We start from the raw sequence: 20,211 nt of genomic DNA, 5'->3' as shown, positions 1-20,211 counted from the left end.
TCAAGCAGCGAAGCGGTAGTGCGATTTAATTGACGCGGGGTGGAGCAGCCCGGTAGCTCGTCAGGCTCATAACCTGAAGGTCGTAGGTTCAAATCCTACCCCCGCAACCAAAACACAAAACCATCCCATTCGGGGTGGTTTTTGTGTTTTAGTCAGGCGTCGGTCAGAATTGAACCTTGTAAGACAGGCACTAAGCACGATTACAGCGGCGGCCAGAGGCATCCTGCAGGATCTTATTTGACAGGTATCCGGAATAATAATGTGTAGAGTACGGGGACAAAGCCAAGTGTCACAATGGTCGCTACGATAAGGCCCCAGGCGATGACCGAGGCCATACCGTAAAACAAGACACCGCCAAACAGGATCAGGGGAACCAGTCCAAGAACTGTTGTTAATGTCGTCATCATAATCGGCCGTAATCGTGCAAGGCAAGCAGTGATCACAGCCTCCAGTGGCTCTTTGCCCGCCTTGCGTTCGACTTCAATACGGTCGATCAATACGATGCCGTTGTTGATCAGGATGCCCGCCAGGCTGAAGAAGCCCAGCATAACCATAAAGCCGAAGGCGGCATCCATGATCACCAGGCCCAGCACGCCACCGATCAATACCAGCGGAATCGTGAGCAGGATAATGCCGCCGCGCCGGAAGGAATTAAATTGTCCCACCAGAAGCAGAGCAATCCCCGCCAGTGAAAGCGGCAGAAGTGCAAACAAATCATTGTTGGCCGTTTGCTGGTCTTCTACTTCCCCGCCAATTTCCCAGCGATAGCCGGGCGGCAGGTCCAGACTGTTCAACACAGGAGCCAGTTCTTCGAAAAGCAACTGCGAGGAGATTCTGGTATTTCGTGCCTGCAGGGTTAAAGTGCGCTCGCGATTGTGCCGAATAGTCCGGCCGAATTGCCATTCCGCTCTGACAGTTGCAATTTGTTCAAGACTGACAAAACTGGCGGTTACAGGTGAATGGATCAAGGCCTGTTGCAGCCCCATCAATGAATTGCGCATATCTTCCCTGGCGCGAAATAAAATTGGAATGATGTTTTCGCCTTCCCGGTATTCGCTGATGGTCACCCCCGAGAATGTCGCATCCAGTGCGTCTGCAATATCGCTTGACGACAAACCGGCACGGCGCGCCCGGGTCTGATCAACATCAATCAAAATCTTGAGAATCTTGTTTTCCCAGTCATGTTTGATGCCAACGGTATCCGGAATCTCGTGTAACGCTTCTTCCAGGGTCAGTGCAAGAGACGCCAGTTTGTCGCTTTCCGGCCCAATCAGCCGTATTTCCAGAAGTCCCGGTTCTGTGGATCCAAACCACATTTTCTTTGCATCCGCTCTGGCGCCGGGTATATTTTCGGCCATGAAGCGATTTACCCGTTCAACAAGTGGCGAAACCTGCTCCGGCGATTTTACATTTACCAGGATAAAAGCGCGGTGATCGTCAGGGTCCACAGGGGAAAGCGCCAGAAAAAACCGCGGGCCGCCGTCACCAATGTAGGCTACATGGCTTGTGACTTCCGGGTTCTCCCGGGTGTCAGCCAACCAGCGGGTCAGGGGCTGGATTGCCCTGTCGACCTCTCGCACGGCTGTGCCGGCTTCAAAGTCGATATAGACCAGGAACTGGTTGCGCGCCCCAAGGGGGAAAAACTCGGTTCGAATAATCCCCAGCACCTGTATGGAACCCAGGAGCAGAATAATCAGAGTGCCCAGAAACAGGAACCGGCTTCCGAGCAGTTTGCCCAGAATGGCCCTATAGAGCCGGTAGGTCCTGCCGGAATAATCCGATCGTCGGGGCATGGTATCATCGGCCTGAGGGTCGGCTTTCATAAACCAGACACACATGGCCGGTGTGACGGTCAGGGACAACAGCCATGAGGTGAGCAGTAAAATCGCGACAACCTGGGCAAGGGATCGCACATAGTCGCCTGTACTCCCGTCCAGTAACATCATCGGCAAGAAGGCAAATACCGTAGTGAGAGACGAGGATAACAATGGCATGGCGAGGGTTCGTCCAGCCTCAACAGCCGCTGTGATTTTACCCACGCCGGCGTGCAGCCGCACCCTGATGTCCTCGGCAACCACAATTCCATTGTCAACCAGCAGTCCGAGGGCAATGATCATTGCCGCGATGGACATGCGCTGCAGTTCAATATCAAACAGCCGCATGATGATTATTCCAACCAGCATGGTCAGCGGCACAAAGGAGCCGACGATCAATCCTGTCCGCAAGCCGAGAAAAACCATCACCACAACCAGAACGATGACAAGCGTCTGATACACGTTTGAAACGGCGCCCTGGACAGTCTCTTCAATAAGGTCCGGCTGGAAAGTGGCATACTCAAGGACATACCCGATAGGCAGGTTGTTCTCTATGGAGGCAAGCGTATCGGTCAATCGTTTGCCAAACTCAATATTGTTGGTGCCGCTGATGGTGGAAACTGACAATATTATGGCCTGCTGGTTGTTGAAATAGACGGGCTTGGCAGGCGGGTCGGCATATTGCCGTTTGATGTCGACAACTTCTCCAAGGCGCACAACCTGATTGGAGTTTGGAACGGAAAATACGACATTTTTTATTGCTTCGTCACTTTCAAAGTTCCCGGTGGTTTCCAGTGTGACCTTACGTCCGTCGGCGATAATTTCACCGCTCGGCTGGATAATGTTCTGCAGAGCGAGTTCACTAAAAATCTGCTCCGGCGAAATACCCAGTTGCGCCAGTGTGCCCGGATTGGCCTCAAGGAGGATTTGTTCCTCCTGCACGCCTATAATCTCAACACGCCTGACCCCCTTCAGGGTATACAGGGTGTTACGTATGCTTTTTGCCGTGTCGGACATTTCCGCCATGGAAAACCCATCAGTCCAGAGGGTAACGGTCGCGATTGCGGTGAGGCCGACATCGTCATATACGAAGGGGCCAACAGTGTTTCCCGGAAGGCTCCGTTTGGTATCCTGGACCTTGTTGCGAATATCCTGAAAAACCGGGTCCAGGTCGCTAACCCACTCATGGGCTTCCACCGAGATCAGGGTTTCACCCGGTTTGGAAGTCGAATCTATATTCTTGATTTCCGCAATTTCGCGGAGAGCTGCTTCGAGGGGCTCCGTCAACAGATTTTCTATACGTTCGGCGGACATGCCCGGGACGAAAGCACTGATTTGCGCCGTGCGGATCGTGACACTGGGGTCTTCCGCGCTGGGATAGGTCAGGAATGTCGAAATACCAAGCACCACTGCGAGGAGTATCCCCATTATGGTAACACGGGAATTATTGATGGCCAGGCTGGTGATTTGCATCAGTATTCTCCGGTCAGCTTTTACGGATTGGCTCGGTTGTTGAGGAGTTTAACCTTTTGACCGTCTCTCAGGAAACTAACACCGGCAGCCGCCAGGATGTCGCCGGGCTCGACACCCTGGGTCACGGCAATAAGATTGTCTCGTCCGGCCGTGCCTTTGATTTGTACCTTTTTAACTGTTCCTGTTTCTTCGACATATTTGAATACAAATGCGCCGCCGGACGCCTGAGCGGGAGAAATCGCGACGAGCGGGACCAGATATCCCCTGTTGGAATCTTGACCGGCAAGCGCGATAGTGGCTTCGGCTGCCGTACCTGGCAGAAGTGCGGCCGGTGGATCATAGAGGGTTGCCTTTACAGCCACTGCATTTGTGACTTCTGCGGCCGATCCAATCTCCGTTATTCGCGCTTCACAGCCGCAGGAAGAAACTGAATTGCTCGAAACGCTAACCGGCTGGCCGATGGCCAGGCGTGATATCAGTTTGGCGGGGACCAGGATAGTGACTTCCAATGCACCCTGGGAGTTGATCAGAAAAGCGGTCTGGCCAGTTGCGATTTCGGTGAACGGCTCTATAGATCTCTCTGCGATAACGCCTTCGAAGGGGGCGCGCAAAGTGGCATTTTTATGATTGCGGATGGCAGAGTTCAGGCGTGATTGAGCCAGGGTGACTTCATTACGAGCAGAATCATAGGCGAGTTGTACCTGGTCAAAGGCAGCCTTGGTCACCCACCCTTTGGCAAAAAGCTCTTTTTGCCGTTCCAGATCGGCTTCCTTGTTTTCGACGGTCGCCCTCGCGGACTTGAGTTGGGCCTCGGCGGAAATAACATCTATGTTGAACGGTTCGGGGTCGAGTGTGGCCAGTATCTGGTCTTTGGTAACGCTTTCCCCGGCACTGACAAGAACAGTGATTACCGATCCCGACACATTGAAGCTGAGAGCTGACACATCTGCAGCTTCTATTGAGCCGCTGAACTGCCTGATATCCCCGCCCACAGGTTCACTCACGTAAAAGGGTTTAATAGCGCGGACCGCTTCTCCCTGTTGGGGCGTGTTTTCATTGTCGCATGCGCTCAGAAACAGCATGGCAGTAAAACCAAAAGCAATTTTTACAAAATAATGCATGAAAGTTATAATCCCCGTCCCAAAAGAAAACGCTGCTCTGATTCGTGCAGCATATTTTAAGGTGAGCCGATTCACGAGGCAAGCGAGCAAGTGACCTATAATATTTACCCGGGGTAGTGTTGACCGCAGCGACTATCACGGCGCAGAAGCTTTTTCTGCCGGTGCCATTTCAGTAGCGACAAAATATGGCGGTTCCCTTGCCAAGCTGCCGTTTATTCAGAAACTGATCGTGAGCTTGATTTTGGTGGTTTTATGGTTGATGTCGGATCACTGTTGGGGGGCTTGTTTGTCTATCTGGGGCCTGAAGTTTCTTTTTGAAGTTGATGAGGAAAGCCGACGGCTTTCCGGTATCTGCGCGGCCCCGGCCTAATTCGATCATTTCAAGTAGAGCAGCCCGATGTAACAGCTGTGAACTGTCAGGCCATGTGTTCTCATGTCTTGTTTTGTTTTAAAGTGCCATCCAGAATGATGGCGCTGACTACTACAACTAACGCAATCATATGAACCGTGATCGTGAAAGCATGACTGGCCCATCCCCAGGCCGACTGGCTAAACTGATTAAAAAACTCCAGCGTATGTAACTCCAGCTTCTGAATTTCTTGTATCTCGGCAAGGTCTTGATATAAGCCGCTAAGCAGTTTTTGTGAAATGCGTATCAGGTAATAATTATAAAAAGCAACGGTACCATAAGCCATAATAAGCACGGCTTTTTCGGTTCGTTTCAGCGGGCGGTCAATGTAAACGATACCCCCAAAAAGTGCGGCATGAACAGACAGAAATAACGCCCAGCTGGCATCCAGCCGGTTCATTGCATTAATTGTTAGTTCTGTGAGTTCATAGGCTGTCATCAGTACTATGCTTCAGGTTTTGTACAGTTTGCAGGCGTTTTTTGAGCCAGACCTATTTTATAGGCTGTATACTTTGCCCAATATTTCATAATTTCGTCGACATCTGCCCATTTGTCAATCGTCTCATTGGGCTTGCCGCTATAATAGAGCAGGCTTTTATTCTATTGTAACTGCCAGGCGGTTTGCTTTGCCGATGAGGATTATGCGACCTCTCTTTCTTTCGAGGAGAGGAAGGGTAAGACAACTTCCGTCTAAATCCTGCCTTTGTTTTATCTGGTAAGTGGGGTGGGTGAATGAGCCTGCCGGTTCTCGGACGGAACCATGTTGTCGAAGGCTCTGCGCTTGCCCTGAAACGAACGGTTAACTGGCAAAAGCGATATAGTGAAGTCTGGGGTGTTCAAGCCGCAGTAATTCCGCTGTCGGACTTGCAATGCCGGGGTTATATTGGGGGCCAGTTTTTAAGGTTGTACCTCCTCCGGGATATATTCAAGGATATCTCCCGGCTGGCACTCCAGTATCCGGCATATCTGTTCAAGCGTAGAGAAACGCACCCCCTTGACCTTGCCGGTGCGTAACAGGGACAGGTTTTGTTCTGTGATGCCAACGGCATTCGCCAAATCTTTTCCGCGTATTTTTCGTTTGGCCAGCATGACATCCAGATTAACGACGATAGGCATGGCAGGTACCCTAGATGAATTGTTTATTTTCGCTTTCCAGTTTACTTCCCCTGACCAGAAGGTCACTCATTACCCATAGAATCATGGCCAGCGAGATCACTTTGATTTCACTGCTGCCCAACGAGATAGAAATGAGCTGCTGGCCGGCGGGATGGTTCAGGGATAACAGTAGGCTTGATAATGCCAGATGTACAGGCTTGGCAAGTCCTTGCACAAAAAGGAAGATCGAGAACAGTCGCAGGTCCCGGCTGTTGTTGTGGTTAAATAACTCTCCCCGCGCGAAATTGGCGAATGCACGGCGCAGGAAATAAAGGCCGCTCAATCCGGTGAGCAGGTAGAGCATGGTGAGAAACCATAATCCATACCATTGAGACTGAGTGACAGTTTGCCATTGAATTCCCAATTCCAGACTATGCCTGGCAAGGCTGGCGAAGTTATCAATGTTGATGAGAAAAAAAAGAGCGGCCACAGGTGTAAGTGTAAGAATTGCGAGGCAGCCCCATGCGATCAACTGAGAAAAATATCTGGTCATTTCAACCTCTCTTGTGTTATCGTTTTATGATGATAAATTATCGTTTTATATTAATTTTGTCAAGCGGGAGACCTCCAATGACTGGCCGTTTAACAATTATCACTTTCCTGATAATTTTCTTTGTAGTCCCGACCAGGGCATCTGCATTGACTGTAGAGCAGTTCGCGGAGATCTGTGATTCCGTGCCTGGTGAGTGCAGTGACCACCCGGTTCTGCAAGCTTATGTCGGTGGTGCTCTTGACCTGCTGGCGACACTTACTGAAGAGACTGGCAAACTTGAGGCTTTTTTTTGCAAGGCGCCGGAGCGATTATTCGATGTGCCTGCGATTATCCGCTTCATCCAAACCCATGGGGAAGGATATGAGAACCGTAATGCCATGCTGTTGATGGTGCAGTATTTTGAGGAAAACGGGGAATGTCAGCCAGGTGAATAAATCCTCATTCCTGATTGAGGCATCAAGTCGTTTAAGGTTGAGTGGGCAAGGGACTTACATCATCATGCGGCCAGGCTTAAAAAGTCGGAGTATGGGTTTAGTTCAAATCCTGCCCCCGCAACCATTAAAAAGCCCCGGAGCCCAAAGGGGCCCTAAACGGGGTGGTTTTTATTATCAATGCTATATCAATAAAAATCACAGGGAAGCATCAGGGGAGGAAAACGGCTTAACGTTTTCTGACCAGCGTTATGCCGCCTGGACCGATAAGTACATCATCGCTTTGGATTTTGTAAATTTGTGTCAGACCCGGTGCGATATATACTTTTATCTCATCACCGTCTTTTTCAAAATCAAAGTCTGCAACTCGGTTGCCAATCATTGACTGGCTCACTTTGCCATCGGGTTTAAAATCCATGACGACCGCACCCTGGAGGGCCCGATATTCACCGGAAAACTTACCTCCACAAGCGCTCAGGCAGAGTGCAAAAACCAGAGTAAAATATTTCAAGTTCTTTTTCATTTGTTGTCTCGTCCTTTCAGGCATCACTTTTTCCATAGTGACAAGAATAATATGGCTGCAGACTGAATAACCTATCCACGTTCAGATAATGTTGTGTTTGTGATGGCCTTTTTTGCAAGATAGTTAAGGCTACTTACCAAAGTAATCTTATTGAGGCTGACACATTGTGCTGTTTGTCGGACCCGGCAAATTCGCCCTGATACCCCAGATTAAGGGTCGTATTTTCAGTCAATGAGCCCGTCACGCCAACACCCAGCCGGGCGCGGTCTTTATCGAGCTCGGCGCCTTTTATTATGAATCTATTGTTGGGGGCCGCGGCAAAACCTGCGTCCAACTCAAAAATATTGCTCTCGTCCCTGACATAGGCGAGATCAACGAAAGGCGTTAAAGTCATGCCCTTGCCAGTGGTCAGGGTGCGCTGCAAACGGGTGCCGAGCATTGCTCTGAAACCGTCTGTTTTTTCTTTGGCGATAGCCAGATTCATACTGCCCGCGCCAGTTTCATGAAAGCTGTCCTGTTTCAGGGACTGCCAGGCAAGGCCTGCATAAGGCGTTATCATAGTGCCCTTGTCCAGCTTGTATGTTTTACCAACCTCAACAGCCAGGCCAAGACTGGTGCTGCCGTAGTCTGCCCGGGCAGTGTCAACCAGGCTGCCCACGGTCACAGTGCGGCGGGCATTCGTGTTGTGCCAGCCGAAGCTTAGCGTCCCGTTGGCGTATAAACTATTTTGCTGCCACAAGCCATAGATCGCGGCCTGATAACTGTCGATATCAAGATCGCCGTTCAGGGTATCCCCTTCGGTGGAGGCGTAACTTCCGGCAAGGCCGATGACCAGATCATACCATTGCACGTCCAGCCCCATTGCAAAACCTGCGCTGTCCAGGTCCGAGCCGCCGGCCTCGGCCGTGTCCTCAATCTCGAGGGTTCCAGCGAAACCCTGGAGCCACCAGCCGCGTTCTGATGTAGTGTTTTCATTTTGTCCGGAGTTTGCCAGCGACGAAAGTCCCAATAAAGAAAGGTCGCCGTTATAGGCAAGAAGTATATTCGAGCCATCGGCCCGGTTGCGTGAGCCTGAGGGGTGCTGGCTGCGGTTGAACAACACCTGCTGGAACTGCTGCATGGTTTGAGGAACCGCGGCCTGGCCATAGGTGTTTTGCACGCCGCTTAGGCTATCGAGGGCCTGCCGGGCGCCGGTTTCGGTCAGTAAACTCAGGTTGCTTATAATATCGCCAAAGGCAGCTGTGTCTGACAAGTCACTTAAAACAGTAGCAACAACGCGTTGGTTGCCTGTGACGGCCACACTCTCAAAACTGACATTATTTCGGGACAGGTTCAGAAATACCGAATTGGCATCGTAACTCAGCGTCGGTGTCAGAAAAGCCAGCGTTGACGTGACGCTGTCGAAGGTGGTGCCCCCAAGACCGCCGGCGGTGGTCAGTATGGTATAGTCGGTTGAAAGTGCATAGTCACCTGCTTCGGGTATCACCTGCACAGAACCGTTGGTGAGGGTTGCCGTGCCGGTGGCGGTGATTAAGTCGCTGTTGCCGGCGGCATCAACTTCGACTTTATATGCGCCGCCATTGGTAAAATCGACATTGCCGTTGACGGTCAGAGTGCCGATGGAATTACCGGGGGCGAGGGCGCCGCCGTTAAGGGTTACCGTCCCTACTGTGCCGGAACCGCCAAGGATGCCGGCTGCATTGACAGTCGTGGTGGAGCTGGCAATGGAGCCATTCACGGACAGGAGGCCATTGTCAATGGTCGTTGTGCCTGTGTAGCTGTTGATGCCGGTAAGGTTTGTATTGCCTGCCCCCCCTTGTGTAAAGCTTCCCGTACCACTGATCACATTGTCAAATGTCACGGCATCGGACCGATCTAATATCAGCGAACCATCATTGGTAATATCGCCGCTTACAGACCCCGTGGTGCCGCCGTTGCCAATCTGCAGGGTGCCATCGGTAATTACCGTACCGCCGCTATAGCTGTTGGCGCCCGACAAGGTCAATGTGCCTGTCCCGGCCTTGATCAGGTTGCCGCTACCGGAGACGGTCCCCGAAAGCGTCATGTCCGCAATATTGGTGACTGTAGCGTCGGCGCTGAGGGTGATGGCATTGTCAATGGTCGTGACGCCGGTAACGGCGAGATTGCCGCCATTAAGGGTGAGGGCGCCTGCGCCGAGATTGCTGTCGGCAGCGATCGACAGCGTCCCGCCATTGACCATGGTGGTTCCGGTGTAGTTGTTGGTGCCGGAGAGGATCAGGGTGCCGGCGCCCGCCTTGGCCAGGTTGCCGGTGCCGGAGATGATCCCCGAGAGCGTTGCGTTCGCGGAGGTGATGACCGTGGCGACGGTATTGAGCTCGATAGTATTGCCGATGGTGGTGGGGCCGGTGACGGCGAGGTTGCCGCCATTGAGAGCAACGGCGCCTGTACCGAGGTTGCTGCCGGAGGCAACGGAGAGTGTCCCTCCATTGACGATCGTGCTGCCGGAATAGCTGTTGGTGCCGGACAGGGTCAGGGTGCTTGCACCGTCCTTGGTCAGGCTACCTGTGCCGGCAATGGCTCCGGAGAGTGTGGCGTTCGCGGAAGTGGTCACGGTGGCGTCGGCGTTGAGGGCGACGGCATTGTCGATGGTTGTAGCGCCGGTGACGGCCAGGTCCCCGCCATTGAGGGTCAGCGCGCCTGTGCCGAGATTATTGTCTGCGGCAATGGAAAGCGTTCCGCCATTGACAGTCGTCGTGCCGCTATATGTATTGGTCCCGCTTAGGGTCAGGATATTTGCCCCGTCCTTGGTCAGATTGCCGGCGCCGGAAATGACCCCGGAGAGGGTAAAGTCGGCGCTGTTGGTCACGGTGCCGCTGGAGGCTCCGAGAGAAATGGCATTGTCGATGGTGGTGGCGCCGGTGACGGCGAGGTTACCGCCGTTGAGGGTCAGCGCGCTTGTGCCGAGATTATTGTCTGCGGCAATGGAAAGCGTTCCGCCATTGACAGTCGTCGTGCCGCTATATGTATTGGTCCCGCTAAGGGTCAGGATATTTGCCCCGTCCTTGGTCAGATTGCCGGCGCCAGAGATGATTCCGGAGAGAGTGACGTCGGCGCTGTTGGTCACAGTGCCGCTGGAGGCTCCGAGAGAAATGGCATTGTCGATGGTGGTGGCGCCGGTGACGGCGAGAGTGCCGCCATTAAGGGTCAGGGCGCCGGCACTAAGATTGTTGTCGGATGCAACCGAGAGAGTTCCGACATTGACACTCATGGTGCCGGAGGCGGTGTTGGTCCCGCTAAGGGTCAGGGTGCCGATCCCGGTCTTTACCAGGACGTTGCTCCCGTCGTCGGTGAAGGCGCCCGAGAAAGAGACATCATGGCCGTTAGTGTTAATGGTGGCGGTATTTTCAATTTCAATAGCGGAGGTGTAGACTGCGTCAGTATTGAATGTCAGGAGCCCGCCGGTATTGATGTCGATCTTGGTGGCGGATGTGGTTGTGCCGAGTGTGGCAATACCATTACTGGTGATCTGCAGGGTGCCGACATCGGCGATGCTGCCATTCAGTGTAGCATTACCTCCCTGCAGAAGGAAGGTATCCGCTGGGCCGGTGAAGTTGATATCTGAATTTATGGTCATGAAATGGGAGGAATTATTCAATTGAAGGTAGATGTGGTTCGCCGAACTTATGGTATCTCCGCCGATGGTCAGGTTCGTTGTGGTGCCGTCAAACTGCCAGGAAACTGCTGCAGCGTGGGTGAATGTCAACGGTCCGGCCAAATTGATCGTCGCGGCTGATCCCAGGTGCTGAAAATAAAAAAATTGAAAATCACTGGCATTGGCCGCCGCCGCCCGTATGGACCCGGCACTTGTATCGCCGGCAGTAGTGGTGACATTTGTGCTTCCGGCCAGCAGGCCCGGCCAGCTGTCGTGGGCGGCGCTGAAGGCGCTGATGGTCCGGGGGGCCGGTGTGTCGGCATCGGAACTGACATCAAAGGTCCAGTCGCCGCCGAGCGCCCTTGCGCCCGTCCGGGTCGAAGAGGCAAAAACCCGGGCGCCGGTGGCGCGTGCGAGGCGATCCACCAGTTCACGGCCGGCGGTGCCTTCACCGGCCGAACAACCGTAAAGCACGATCACCGCGTCGGAGGCGAGATATGGGACCCAATTGCGTCCCATTTCCGAAAGGGCCTCTGCATCCAGGCTCTTACCGGCAATCATCAGATGACCGGGGCCGCCGTGGCTGACCAGGTGCAGGGTGTGGATCTTTTGTCCGGCCTCTGCCAGCGCCTCGATCACCGGATCAGTTGACCCGGGTTTCGCCAGTTGAACGGTAACATCCCGGTCAGCTCCCTCCGCCAGCATATCCGCCAGTGGCGTTGCCCGGTCCAGGACCGCAAGACTGGTGATATTGTCTGCCGTATAATTGCCAGCCAGGGCAGTTGAGCCAGCCAGAGCAGTTGAGAGGGTGAAAAGATAGAAAATAAATGAAATGAAACCAAGAATTCTCATTCGATATCCCCTCAATCAAGTGAACATGTGCTGATGATTTGCCTGTTAATTATTATTAAGATACATGAATATGGTAAAATATAAGTTAAAACAATTGGTTATATAAAATACAAAGGAGTACGAAGAGATATAGCTATACGTGCTCTAAAAGTTCCTTCACAAGAAGACCTTTCCCCACAACCATAAAAAAGGTCAGGGGTTATTTGCCAGTATTGGTAACAGAAGCGGAAATCCTGTATCAAGTGATCCGGAAAACGGGTGCTTTTCAAACCGCTTTATTGATTTTCTAGCGCGGTTTCAGGCCAAACAGGAAGAGGCTCATAAAGTGGTCCGCAATGGTCTCTGGAGTAAGGTTTTTTTGATCCCTGAACCAAATGGCATACCAATGATGCAATCCTGAAGTAATGCGGTAGGCAAAATAGGTGTCGATATTGCGGTAAATGCCTTTGTCGATATTTTTTTGATAACGCTCCTGGCATTGCAGTTGGCCATCGTAAATATCCTGCATGAATTTTTTGCGATGCTCTTCCTTCAGGAAACTCACATTATGGTAAGTGAGGCAGGGACCATAATCTGTTGAATGTATCAGGAAAAGAGCGCGGGTATTTTGTGCCTCGAACCATTGATCCTGCTTAATGGTATCTCCGACATCGATCTCCATTTGCAGCCCTCGCTCCAGGCAGCGATAGAGAAGGGTTTCCTTGTCCTCGAAATGATAATAAATGCCGGCGCGCGTAACGCCGGCATCCGCGGCAATTTCCTTGATTGAAACGCCCAATGCGCCCTTCCGGTTAAAGTTGTCTGCAGCGACTTTGAGTATATGGTCCACCCTTGCAAGCCGTTTTCCCATCCTGGCGCGTTTTTCAAGTAACGGCGTAAGATCCGGAGATTCGGGAAACTGCAGACGGGGGATATCTCTTCGATAGACGCCGTGGGTGATAATATCATCAATTCCTTCGACGGCTTCCTGATAGGTGTAATAACTTTTTTCTGAGAGCCAGAATGGCGTCCAGTCCAGGATGGAGAAAATGGCGATGGCGGTTAGAAAAGGGTTGTCCGAGCTGATCGAGCCCTCTTTGACACCGCGTTCGATAATGCTCGCCAGTTGTTTTGCATTCTCATAGCGTTTCAGGTGAACAGCTTTCGATTTCTCCTGATCGAGGGCATCAATATCCGTGAACAGAACCATGCGGGGTTTTTTCGGGTCAAATCTTTGTCGAATAAACCGGCGAACGATCTCCAGCGCATCCAGTCCATCCTCGATGCAATCATCGATCTCCTGGGCATAGATATTGAGTCCGTTCATGTAGCAATGAAAGATCAGGTCCTCTTTATCTTCGAAATAATGATAGATCGCCCCGGGTACGAGATCGAGTTTGGAAGCGACTTCTTCCAGAGTCACTTTGGCATAGCTGTAGCGGGCATACAGTCGTGTGGCGACTTCAATGATTTTATTTGACTGATTGCTTTGTTGTCTGTCGGTAACTCTCATGGCGAAAAGGTACAAACTATTAATATATAAATCAATCGGTATTGAGAATGCGCGCCGGAGGCTTCACAAATATATACATTATATTCAAGTTTGTTACAGAATCTGGCGATATATTGTAATATATGGTCTAACTCATGGCTTTAATCTGATGTAAAACTGTACATTGTATTCAGTTATGTGTTGCCTTTGCCTCTAAATTGCTTTACATAATATTCAAATTCATCGTTAAAGAACATGAATGAACAGAGTGAATAACCAAAAATAGGGAGTAACTTGATGATGAGAACTCGTGGAGAAAAACCACAGGTAAAAACAGCGGCTGCGCATGGTGGGAAGGGTGCAAAATATAGAAGCGCCTTGTTGCTGAGCAGTGTCGCAATGATGAGTGGCGCGGGGGTTTATTTCCCGGCAGTCGCCCAGGAAAAGGACACTCAGTCCGAACATATGATGCTGGAAGAGGTTGTCGTTACGGCAACCAAGGTTGAAAAATCTGTCCAGGATATTCCACTGTCGATCACGGCGCTTACTGCCGAATCAATGAAGGTTCGCGGCATCGAGAACGCCAATGACCTGCAGCGTGTCGTGCCGGGCCTGGTGGTGACGGATTCAGGTAATACCGCAGGTAACGGCATCTCGTCCAACGTGGCTATTCGTGGTGTTTCCACGCCGAACAGCACGCCGGGCGGTGATCCGGGGATTCCGGTCTATATTGATGGACACTATATTCAGGCCAGTAGTTTTGCCATGCGCGACATGCTGGATGTCCAGCGCGTCGAGGTCCTCCGTGGTCCGCAAGGGGTTCTGAAAGGCCGTAACGCCAGTGGCGGTAGTATCGAACTGATCACGAACCGTCCTACCGAAGAGCTGGAAGGCAGCTTCTCAGTTGATGTAGGCAATTACAATCGTCGGGAAGTCCGTGGTGTGCTGAGTGGCCCCATAAGTGACAGGCTTCGTGTCCGGGTGGCCTTCTCTGATGAAGCCAGTGATGGTTATGTGGAAAATGTCTCTCCGCTCGCGCCGCGCAAGGACCTGATGTATGATGACAGCACAAGCATCCGCGTGTCTGCCGAATATGATCTTGCCGACAATTTTGAGGTTTTCCTGAGCGGTTATAATTACAAGGATACGGGCAATTCGACCGTCTTTATGGTAACCGGCGAATATGATCGGACCTCTGCTTATTTCGCGACGCTGCCTCTGGATTATGTGAACCCGACCAATACTGATCCATATAAGGTCCGCGCCAACAGCCCGCATGAAAACTATGATTTCGGTCAGGGTGTTTCCCTGGATATGACCTGGGATCTTTCCGGGGTCATTCTGAAATCCCTGAACGCATTTAATGAATCCCGTTCAGAAATCGTGCTTGATCTGGATATGACGGATACGGCGCCGGATGTCCTGTGGGGGAATTTTGTTGACTATCAGACCTACAGCTCCGAATTCCAGATTCTGTCCGATGGTGAGTCAGATCTGCAATGGGTGGCGGGACTGTTTTATTACACAGAAACATCCTCGACTGTCGCCGATTTCGATGCTGATCCAGCAATTTTCGGGGCTCACTTTACGGAAACCAATGACCCGATTCCGACCCTCGACAGTACGGCATTTGGTGTTTTTGGACATGCCAACTACCAGGTGACTGACAAAATCGAACTTATCGCCGGCGCCCGCTACAGTTATGACAAAAAGGGTATGATCCGCGGGTTGATCCGTAGCTTCGGCGACTTTGTTCTGGGGGATACATCCGGACAGACTGATCTGGAAAAAGACTGGAATAAAGTGACCTACCGCGCCGGTGTGAACTATCACCTCAATGAAGATGTCATGTTGTTCGGTTCCTATTCCGTGGGGTACCGTGCCGGTGGCTTTAACGCCTTTGCTTTCCAGGAACTGTCTTACGAGCCAGAGAGCATCAAAGCTGCTGAAATTGGTTTTAAAAGCCGCTGGATGGATAATCAAATTCAGCTGAATGTTTCCGCCTTCCGCAATTCCTATAGTGATAAACAGGAAACTGTTTCCAAGATCATCAGGGATGAAGAAGGTAATGCACTGGACTTCGTCACCAGTATCCAAAACTCTGCGACAGCTACTGTAACTGGTGTGGAGATGGAATTTCTTGCTCTGGTTACCGACAATCTTACCGTTGACGCCTCGGCCGGATATCTGGATGCCACATACGGTGAGCTGTTTGCTGCAGACGGTGACCGGCCGCAGTTGGGGATCTTTGACCTGAGTGGCAACAAGCTGCCGTTGGCTGCCGACTGGAAGTTCAATATCGGTGTCCAATATAGTCTGCCATTGAAGAATGAAGATTGGGGCACCCTGACCTTCCGGGTGGACTATAACTGGGTCAGTGAATATTTTACGAGCTACTTCAACAGGTCGCTCGAGACTTCACCGCCCTATGCCGACAATGTACCGGGACATGATAATGTGAATGCGCGTATCACCTGGAACAGCAAGGACTGGAACTGGAGGGCAGAGCTCTATGCGCTGAATGTGACCAATGAAGCGGATCTGATCAACCAGACACCGACTTATCATAACGCGGGTGTCAACTATGTTGTCTACACCAAGCCGCGTATGTACGGGTTCCGCCTGACACATAGTTTCTAATTTAGGTAGCACCTGAAGACCCCAATGCGAGGCAGTTTGGTAATCTGTACTGCCTCGCATCCCTAACCTGATTTTGCGATTGGATTTTTCGGCAAATCAATATGTTAGTTTCCAATTCCCCCGCACAATAGACTTCGCCGCCGGATCTGGTCGTTATGACGTCGGTAAGGTTGGTAGTCTGGAAGTGCCTGCAGGAGCCCGAGTATGAGTGGAACAGCTCAATCTGAAGTCCAGGATCAGTACCCCTCACGTCTGTCAGCCTGGACGGCATTATCTATCCTGGCTTTTACCTATTTATTTTCTTTTCTGGATCGGCAGATACTGACACTGTTGATCGATCCCATCAAAAACGATCTGCAAATTTCGGATACTGAAGTGAGCCTCCTCAGCGGCTTTGCCTTTGCCCTTGTCTATACACTGACAGGTGTCTTCATGGGCCGGGCGGCGGATCTTTGGGTGCGCAAATATGTTATTATGACCGGTGTGACCATCTGGAGCCTGCTGACCATGGCCTGCGGGTTCGCCCAGAATTTCACACAGCTGTTTCTGGCCCGCATGGGTGTCGGCTTTGGCGAGGCGGCGTTGACGCCCACGGCCTATGCCATGATCCCTGATCTTTTCCCGCCGGAACGCATGGCCCGCGCCATGAGTGTTTTTGTCGTTGTGGGCGTTGTCGGGGGCGGCGGCGCGTCTTTGTTGATTGGCGGGCTCGTGATCGGCATGCTGGATCAATTCGAAAATATTGTCTTTCCTGTCATCGGTGAAATTCAGCTCTGGCAGGCTGTGCTGGTGGTTGTGGGTTTGGCCAGTCTCTGTATGGTCATCCCGCTTGCCCTGATGAAGGAACCTAAACGCCACGAAAATCCTGAGCTCAAGTCCGGCGATCTCTCTTTCAAGGCCGTGCTGACCTATATTTATGACAACCGAGCCTTCTATTTCACCTTTACAGCCGGGGTCTGTTTCATGCTGATCGCGGGATATGGCATGTTGTCCTGGGTTCCCAGTTATTTCATCCGTGTCGTGGGGTGGGAAGCCTCTACTGCAGGCGTTACCCTGGGGCTGATTTTCATTCCGCCGTCCGTGCTTGGCGGGCTTTTTGCCGGATGGCTTTCCGATAAGCTGCGGGAAAAAGGTTTCATGGCCGCGCCACTGGTGATCATGATTTTGGCCATGATCGGCATGGGCCTGACCATGCCCTTTGTAGTGATGATGGATAATATCACGGCAAAAATCTGTGCCCTTGTGATTTTCTATTTTTGTTCAATGATGACGAATGTTCTGTTCCCGTCAATCCTACAGCAGGCGACACCTCCCCATATCAGGGCACAGGTCTCGGCCTTGTTCCTGTTTTGCATCAATATGGCCGGCCTTGGTTTCGGGGCGACCTCAGTTGCCCTGGTGACGGATTTTGTCTTCCGTGACGAAATGGCGGTTGGCCATTCTATCGTGATCGTTACCGTTGTTTGTGCGGTGATCTTTTCGATGCTTGTGTACAGGGCGATTGAGCCATTCCGAAATCGCCTGAGGATATTGAATCAAACCTGATTAATTCTGGAAGGAGCCCGGCCATGTTGAAAAAGCTTTCTATAGTTGTTTCATGTATTGCACTTTTGAACAGCTGTTCACCGGAAGCGCCGGAACAAGCTGAGCAGTCTGGCGAGGGGAAACAAATCCAGGTTTCGGACGTCGCCAAGGTCCAGGACCCCACCAGCAAAATCCCGGATCAAACCAGGCTGGCCATTATCGGCAACCTGATGTCGGTCTATACCTGCACCGGCATGTTTGTGGCCGGGCGGGAGGAAGAGGACTTCCTTGCTGTTGACCTGGATGTCTGGACGTCCGGCGCTGTGAGCAAAGCCGAGCGGGACAGCTTCCAGATCAATATTGACCGGGCTAACAAGGCCGTTCATGTGAGCCGGGATGGCGTGGATATCTCCACCAGTGTGTACCGGGAAGGGCTGGGCTGTGCCATCGCGTTTGAGGACTATCCGGCCGACAAACTCAGGCAGGACAAAATTCGCCCGCTTGCTCCCTATAGTTCGGCAGAGAAAAATCAGGTATGGCCGGCTGGTGAGCGTGTGGAGCTGGATAAAGCAAATCCGGATATAGACCGGGCTGCACTGATGGGGGCGCTGGAATTTGCCTTCAGGCCTGCAGAAGCCGGTGAGCTGGACCCAAGGACCCGGGCTGTGATTGTGGTTTACAAGGGGGAAATCGTCGCGGAAAGATATGCCCCCGGTTATTCCAGCGACAGCCTGCACTATGGCGCGTCCATGAGCAAGAGCCTGCTCAATGCTGTGGTCGGCATGCGCATCAAGGACGGCAGGCTTGCCCTGAAGAAAGATCATCTGCTGCCGGAATGGCAGGAGGATAATGATCCCCGGTCGAAGCTTAATCTTGATCATCTGCTGCGGATGTCAAGCGGGCTGGAATTCAAGGGCAATCATTATCCGTTGGATGCGGATGGCAACCTTCTGCTGTTCATGAGCGCCGACATGGGTGGATTTGCCGCCTCCAAGCCTCTTGAATTTCCGATAGATACAAAATTCAAATATAACTGCGGCACCACCAATATCATTTCCAAGGTCCTGCGCAATACATTCGACGGCGATGACCAGTCTTACTGGACTTATCCCACAGAGCGGTTGTTCAAAAAGCTCGGCATGCGCCATACGCTTTTCCAGACGGATTCATCAGGCACCTTTGTCGGCTCCAGCTATGTCTGGGGATCAGCCCGGGATTTCGCCCGGCTTGGCCTTCTGTATCTGCGTAACGGCAACTGGAATGGCGAACAGCTCTGGCCAGAGGACTGGGTGGCCTATTCAACCACGCCAAGCACAACCCTTCTTGAGGGCGTGAGCAAGGATAAACCTTTCGGCTATGGGGCGCAGATCTGGCTGGATACACCTTTCCAGGAAGGTGTGCCTGCCGCCCGTTTCATGATGTCGGGGTGGGCCGGTCAGACGGTTTATATGGTTCCGGAAAAAGATCTGGTCATTGTCCGTATGGGCATGACAAAGCCGGGTAGCGATGTGTGGGATTTCAAGGAATTTTCCACATTGGTGGAGGCCGCTTTTCCGGCCTCTGACAAAAAAGTTCATGGAGAAAAACAATGAGTATCAGTTTTAATAACAGAGTAGCAATTGTGACGGGCGCAGGTGGAGGGCTCGGCCGGTCACATGCCCTGGGGCTGGCGGCCCGCGGGGTAAAGCTTGTGGTGAATGACCTGGGCCAGGATGGGAAGCCGTCAGAAAGCGCCCTGGCTGTCGTAGAAGAGATCAAGAACCTTGGGGGGGAGGCCTTTGCCAATGGGGCCAATGTGGCAGACTGGGACCAGGTCAAGGCCATGGTCGACGAGACCATGCAGCGGTGGGGACATGTAGATATCCTTGTCAATAATGCAGGGATCCTGCGGGACAAGTCATTTGTCAAAATGTCCCTCGATGATTTCAGGCTTGTCATGGATGTCCATGTGATGGGTACGGTGAATTGCACAAAGGCCGTCTGGGACATCATGCGGGAGCAGCAATATGGCCGGATCGCCATGACGTCTTCTTCTTCGGGCCTTTATGGCAATTTTGGCCAGTCCAATTACGGGGCGGCAAAAATGGCTGTTGTCGGCCTGATGAATACGCTGCATCTGGAGGGCCAGAAATACGGCATTCACGTCAATACACTTTCGCCTACGGCGCGCACGGAAATGACGGAAAATATCATCGCCAAAGAAGTCCTGGAACTGATGACCGTTGAAAGCGTTTCGGCGGCGCTCTTGTATCTGGTATGTGACGAGGCGCCGTCCCGGCTCATCCTCTGTGCCGGGGCAGGGGGTTATGCCTCGACCCGCATTTACGAGACCGAGGGTATTTACCTGCCGGTCGATCAGCAGACCCCGGAGCACATTGCCGAGGAGATTGACAGGATTGTCGATGCCGACAATCAGGCCCTGTTCCAGATGGGCAGTGAGCAGACCATCAAGTTTGTTAATAAAGCTGCTGAGGCCCTCGGCGTTAAAATCTAAGGCGGTCGGCTTGAGGTGCCCGGGCGGGGCTGTAGCTGCCGCCGGGGGGCCTGGATATGATATGAGGCGGGGGATCAATAGGGTCCGCTGCCTCTTTTATGTTAAGCCTTAGGTAAGGGGTTATAATATTCACTCACACGAAAGTGAAAATTGACCTAAGGTGTGAATTCTGATATT

The 20,211-nt window shown here is 52.1% G+C and carries 13 protein-coding genes and 1 tRNA gene; 6 read left to right on the top strand and 8 right to left on the bottom strand.

The genetic code is table 11. From position 1 onward, the window contains the following. Positions 1 to 33 precede the first annotated feature (33 nt). Positions 34 to 110, top strand: a tRNA-Met gene (locus ACN0YD_RS12335). A gap of 123 nt (positions 111 to 233) precedes the next feature. Here ACN0YD_RS12335 and ACN0YD_RS12330 read toward each other — a convergent pair. The 5 genes from ACN0YD_RS12330 to ACN0YD_RS12310 all read right to left on the bottom strand — a co-directional run bounded on the left by ACN0YD_RS12330 (position 234) and on the right by ACN0YD_RS12310 (position 6,465). Further along, positions 234 to 3,287: an efflux RND transporter permease subunit gene (locus tag ACN0YD_RS12330; RefSeq protein ID WP_417320193.1), complete on the bottom strand. Its 3,054-nt coding sequence runs from the start codon at positions 3,285 to 3,287 to the stop codon at positions 234 to 236. A 20-nt stretch (positions 3,288 to 3,307) separates the two neighbouring features. Next, positions 3,308 to 4,408 (bottom strand): efflux RND transporter periplasmic adaptor subunit, encoded by a 1,101-nt coding sequence (locus ACN0YD_RS12325; RefSeq protein ID WP_417320191.1) that lies wholly within the window; start codon positions 4,406 to 4,408, stop codon positions 3,308 to 3,310. A gap of 431 nt (positions 4,409 to 4,839) precedes the next feature. After that, on the bottom strand, positions 4,840 to 5,256 hold the full coding sequence (locus ACN0YD_RS12320; RefSeq protein ID WP_417320189.1) for a hypothetical protein: 417 nt from the start codon (positions 5,254 to 5,256) through the stop codon (positions 4,840 to 4,842). A 458-nt stretch (positions 5,257 to 5,714) separates the two neighbouring features. Beyond that, complete coding sequence (locus tag ACN0YD_RS12315; protein WP_417320187.1) at positions 5,715 to 5,933, bottom strand: helix-turn-helix domain-containing protein; 219 nt, start codon at positions 5,931 to 5,933, stop codon at positions 5,715 to 5,717. Positions 5,934 to 5,943: 10 nt separating this feature from the next. Beyond that, complete coding sequence (locus ACN0YD_RS12310) at positions 5,944 to 6,465, bottom strand: DUF2975 domain-containing protein (protein ID WP_417320186.1); 522 nt, start codon at positions 6,463 to 6,465, stop codon at positions 5,944 to 5,946. 77 nt (positions 6,466 to 6,542) lie between these two features. Between ACN0YD_RS12310 and ACN0YD_RS12305 the strand changes: the two genes are divergently transcribed. Continuing rightward, on the top strand, positions 6,543 to 6,899 hold the full coding sequence (locus ACN0YD_RS12305; RefSeq protein WP_417320184.1) for a hypothetical protein: 357 nt from the start codon (positions 6,543 to 6,545) through the stop codon (positions 6,897 to 6,899). A 226-nt stretch (positions 6,900 to 7,125) separates the two neighbouring features. Here ACN0YD_RS12305 and ACN0YD_RS12300 read toward each other — a convergent pair whose 3' ends face one another. From ACN0YD_RS12300 to ACN0YD_RS12290, 3 genes are all read right to left on the bottom strand, one after another. After that, on the bottom strand, positions 7,126 to 7,419 hold the full coding sequence (locus ACN0YD_RS12300) for a hypothetical protein (protein WP_417320182.1): 294 nt from the start codon (positions 7,417 to 7,419) through the stop codon (positions 7,126 to 7,128). 133 nt (positions 7,420 to 7,552) lie between these two features. Continuing rightward, complete coding sequence (locus ACN0YD_RS12295; protein ID WP_417320181.1) at positions 7,553 to 11,905, bottom strand: autotransporter domain-containing protein; 4,353 nt, start codon at positions 11,903 to 11,905, stop codon at positions 7,553 to 7,555. A 286-nt stretch (positions 11,906 to 12,191) separates the two neighbouring features. Further along, complete coding sequence (locus ACN0YD_RS12290) at positions 12,192 to 13,397, bottom strand: TetR family transcriptional regulator (protein ID WP_417320179.1); 1,206 nt, start codon at positions 13,395 to 13,397, stop codon at positions 12,192 to 12,194. 276 nt (positions 13,398 to 13,673) lie between these two features. Here ACN0YD_RS12290 and ACN0YD_RS12285 point away from each other — a divergent pair, with 276 nt between their 5' ends. From ACN0YD_RS12285 to ACN0YD_RS12270, 4 genes are all read left to right on the top strand, one after another. Beyond that, positions 13,674 to 16,016: a TonB-dependent receptor gene (locus tag ACN0YD_RS12285; RefSeq protein ID WP_417320177.1), complete on the top strand. Its 2,343-nt coding sequence runs from the start codon at positions 13,674 to 13,676 to the stop codon at positions 16,014 to 16,016. A 204-nt stretch (positions 16,017 to 16,220) separates the two neighbouring features. Continuing rightward, a complete protein-coding gene (locus ACN0YD_RS12280; protein ID WP_417320175.1) occupies positions 16,221 to 17,561 on the top strand; it encodes an MFS transporter in 1,341 nt (446 codons plus the stop codon). A gap of 23 nt (positions 17,562 to 17,584) precedes the next feature. Then, positions 17,585 to 19,132: a serine hydrolase domain-containing protein gene (locus ACN0YD_RS12275; protein ID WP_417320173.1), complete on the top strand. Its 1,548-nt coding sequence runs from the start codon at positions 17,585 to 17,587 to the stop codon at positions 19,130 to 19,132. Next, positions 19,129 to 20,034 carry an SDR family NAD(P)-dependent oxidoreductase gene (locus tag ACN0YD_RS12270; protein WP_417320172.1) on the top strand — a complete coding sequence of 302 codons (906 nt, stop codon included), beginning with the start codon at positions 19,129 to 19,131 and terminating at the stop codon, positions 20,032 to 20,034. The genes ACN0YD_RS12275 and ACN0YD_RS12270 overlap by 4 nt, the downstream gene beginning before the upstream one ends. Positions 20,035 to 20,211: the final 177 nt, after the last annotated feature.

The sequence above is a fragment of the Emcibacter sp. genome (assembly GCF_048269205.1).
In the GTDB taxonomy this organism is placed as follows: domain Bacteria; phylum Pseudomonadota; class Alphaproteobacteria; order Sphingomonadales; family Emcibacteraceae; genus Emcibacter.
Note: the sequence above shows the minus strand (reverse complement) of the source record. Positions and strands in the feature narration are given on the sequence as shown.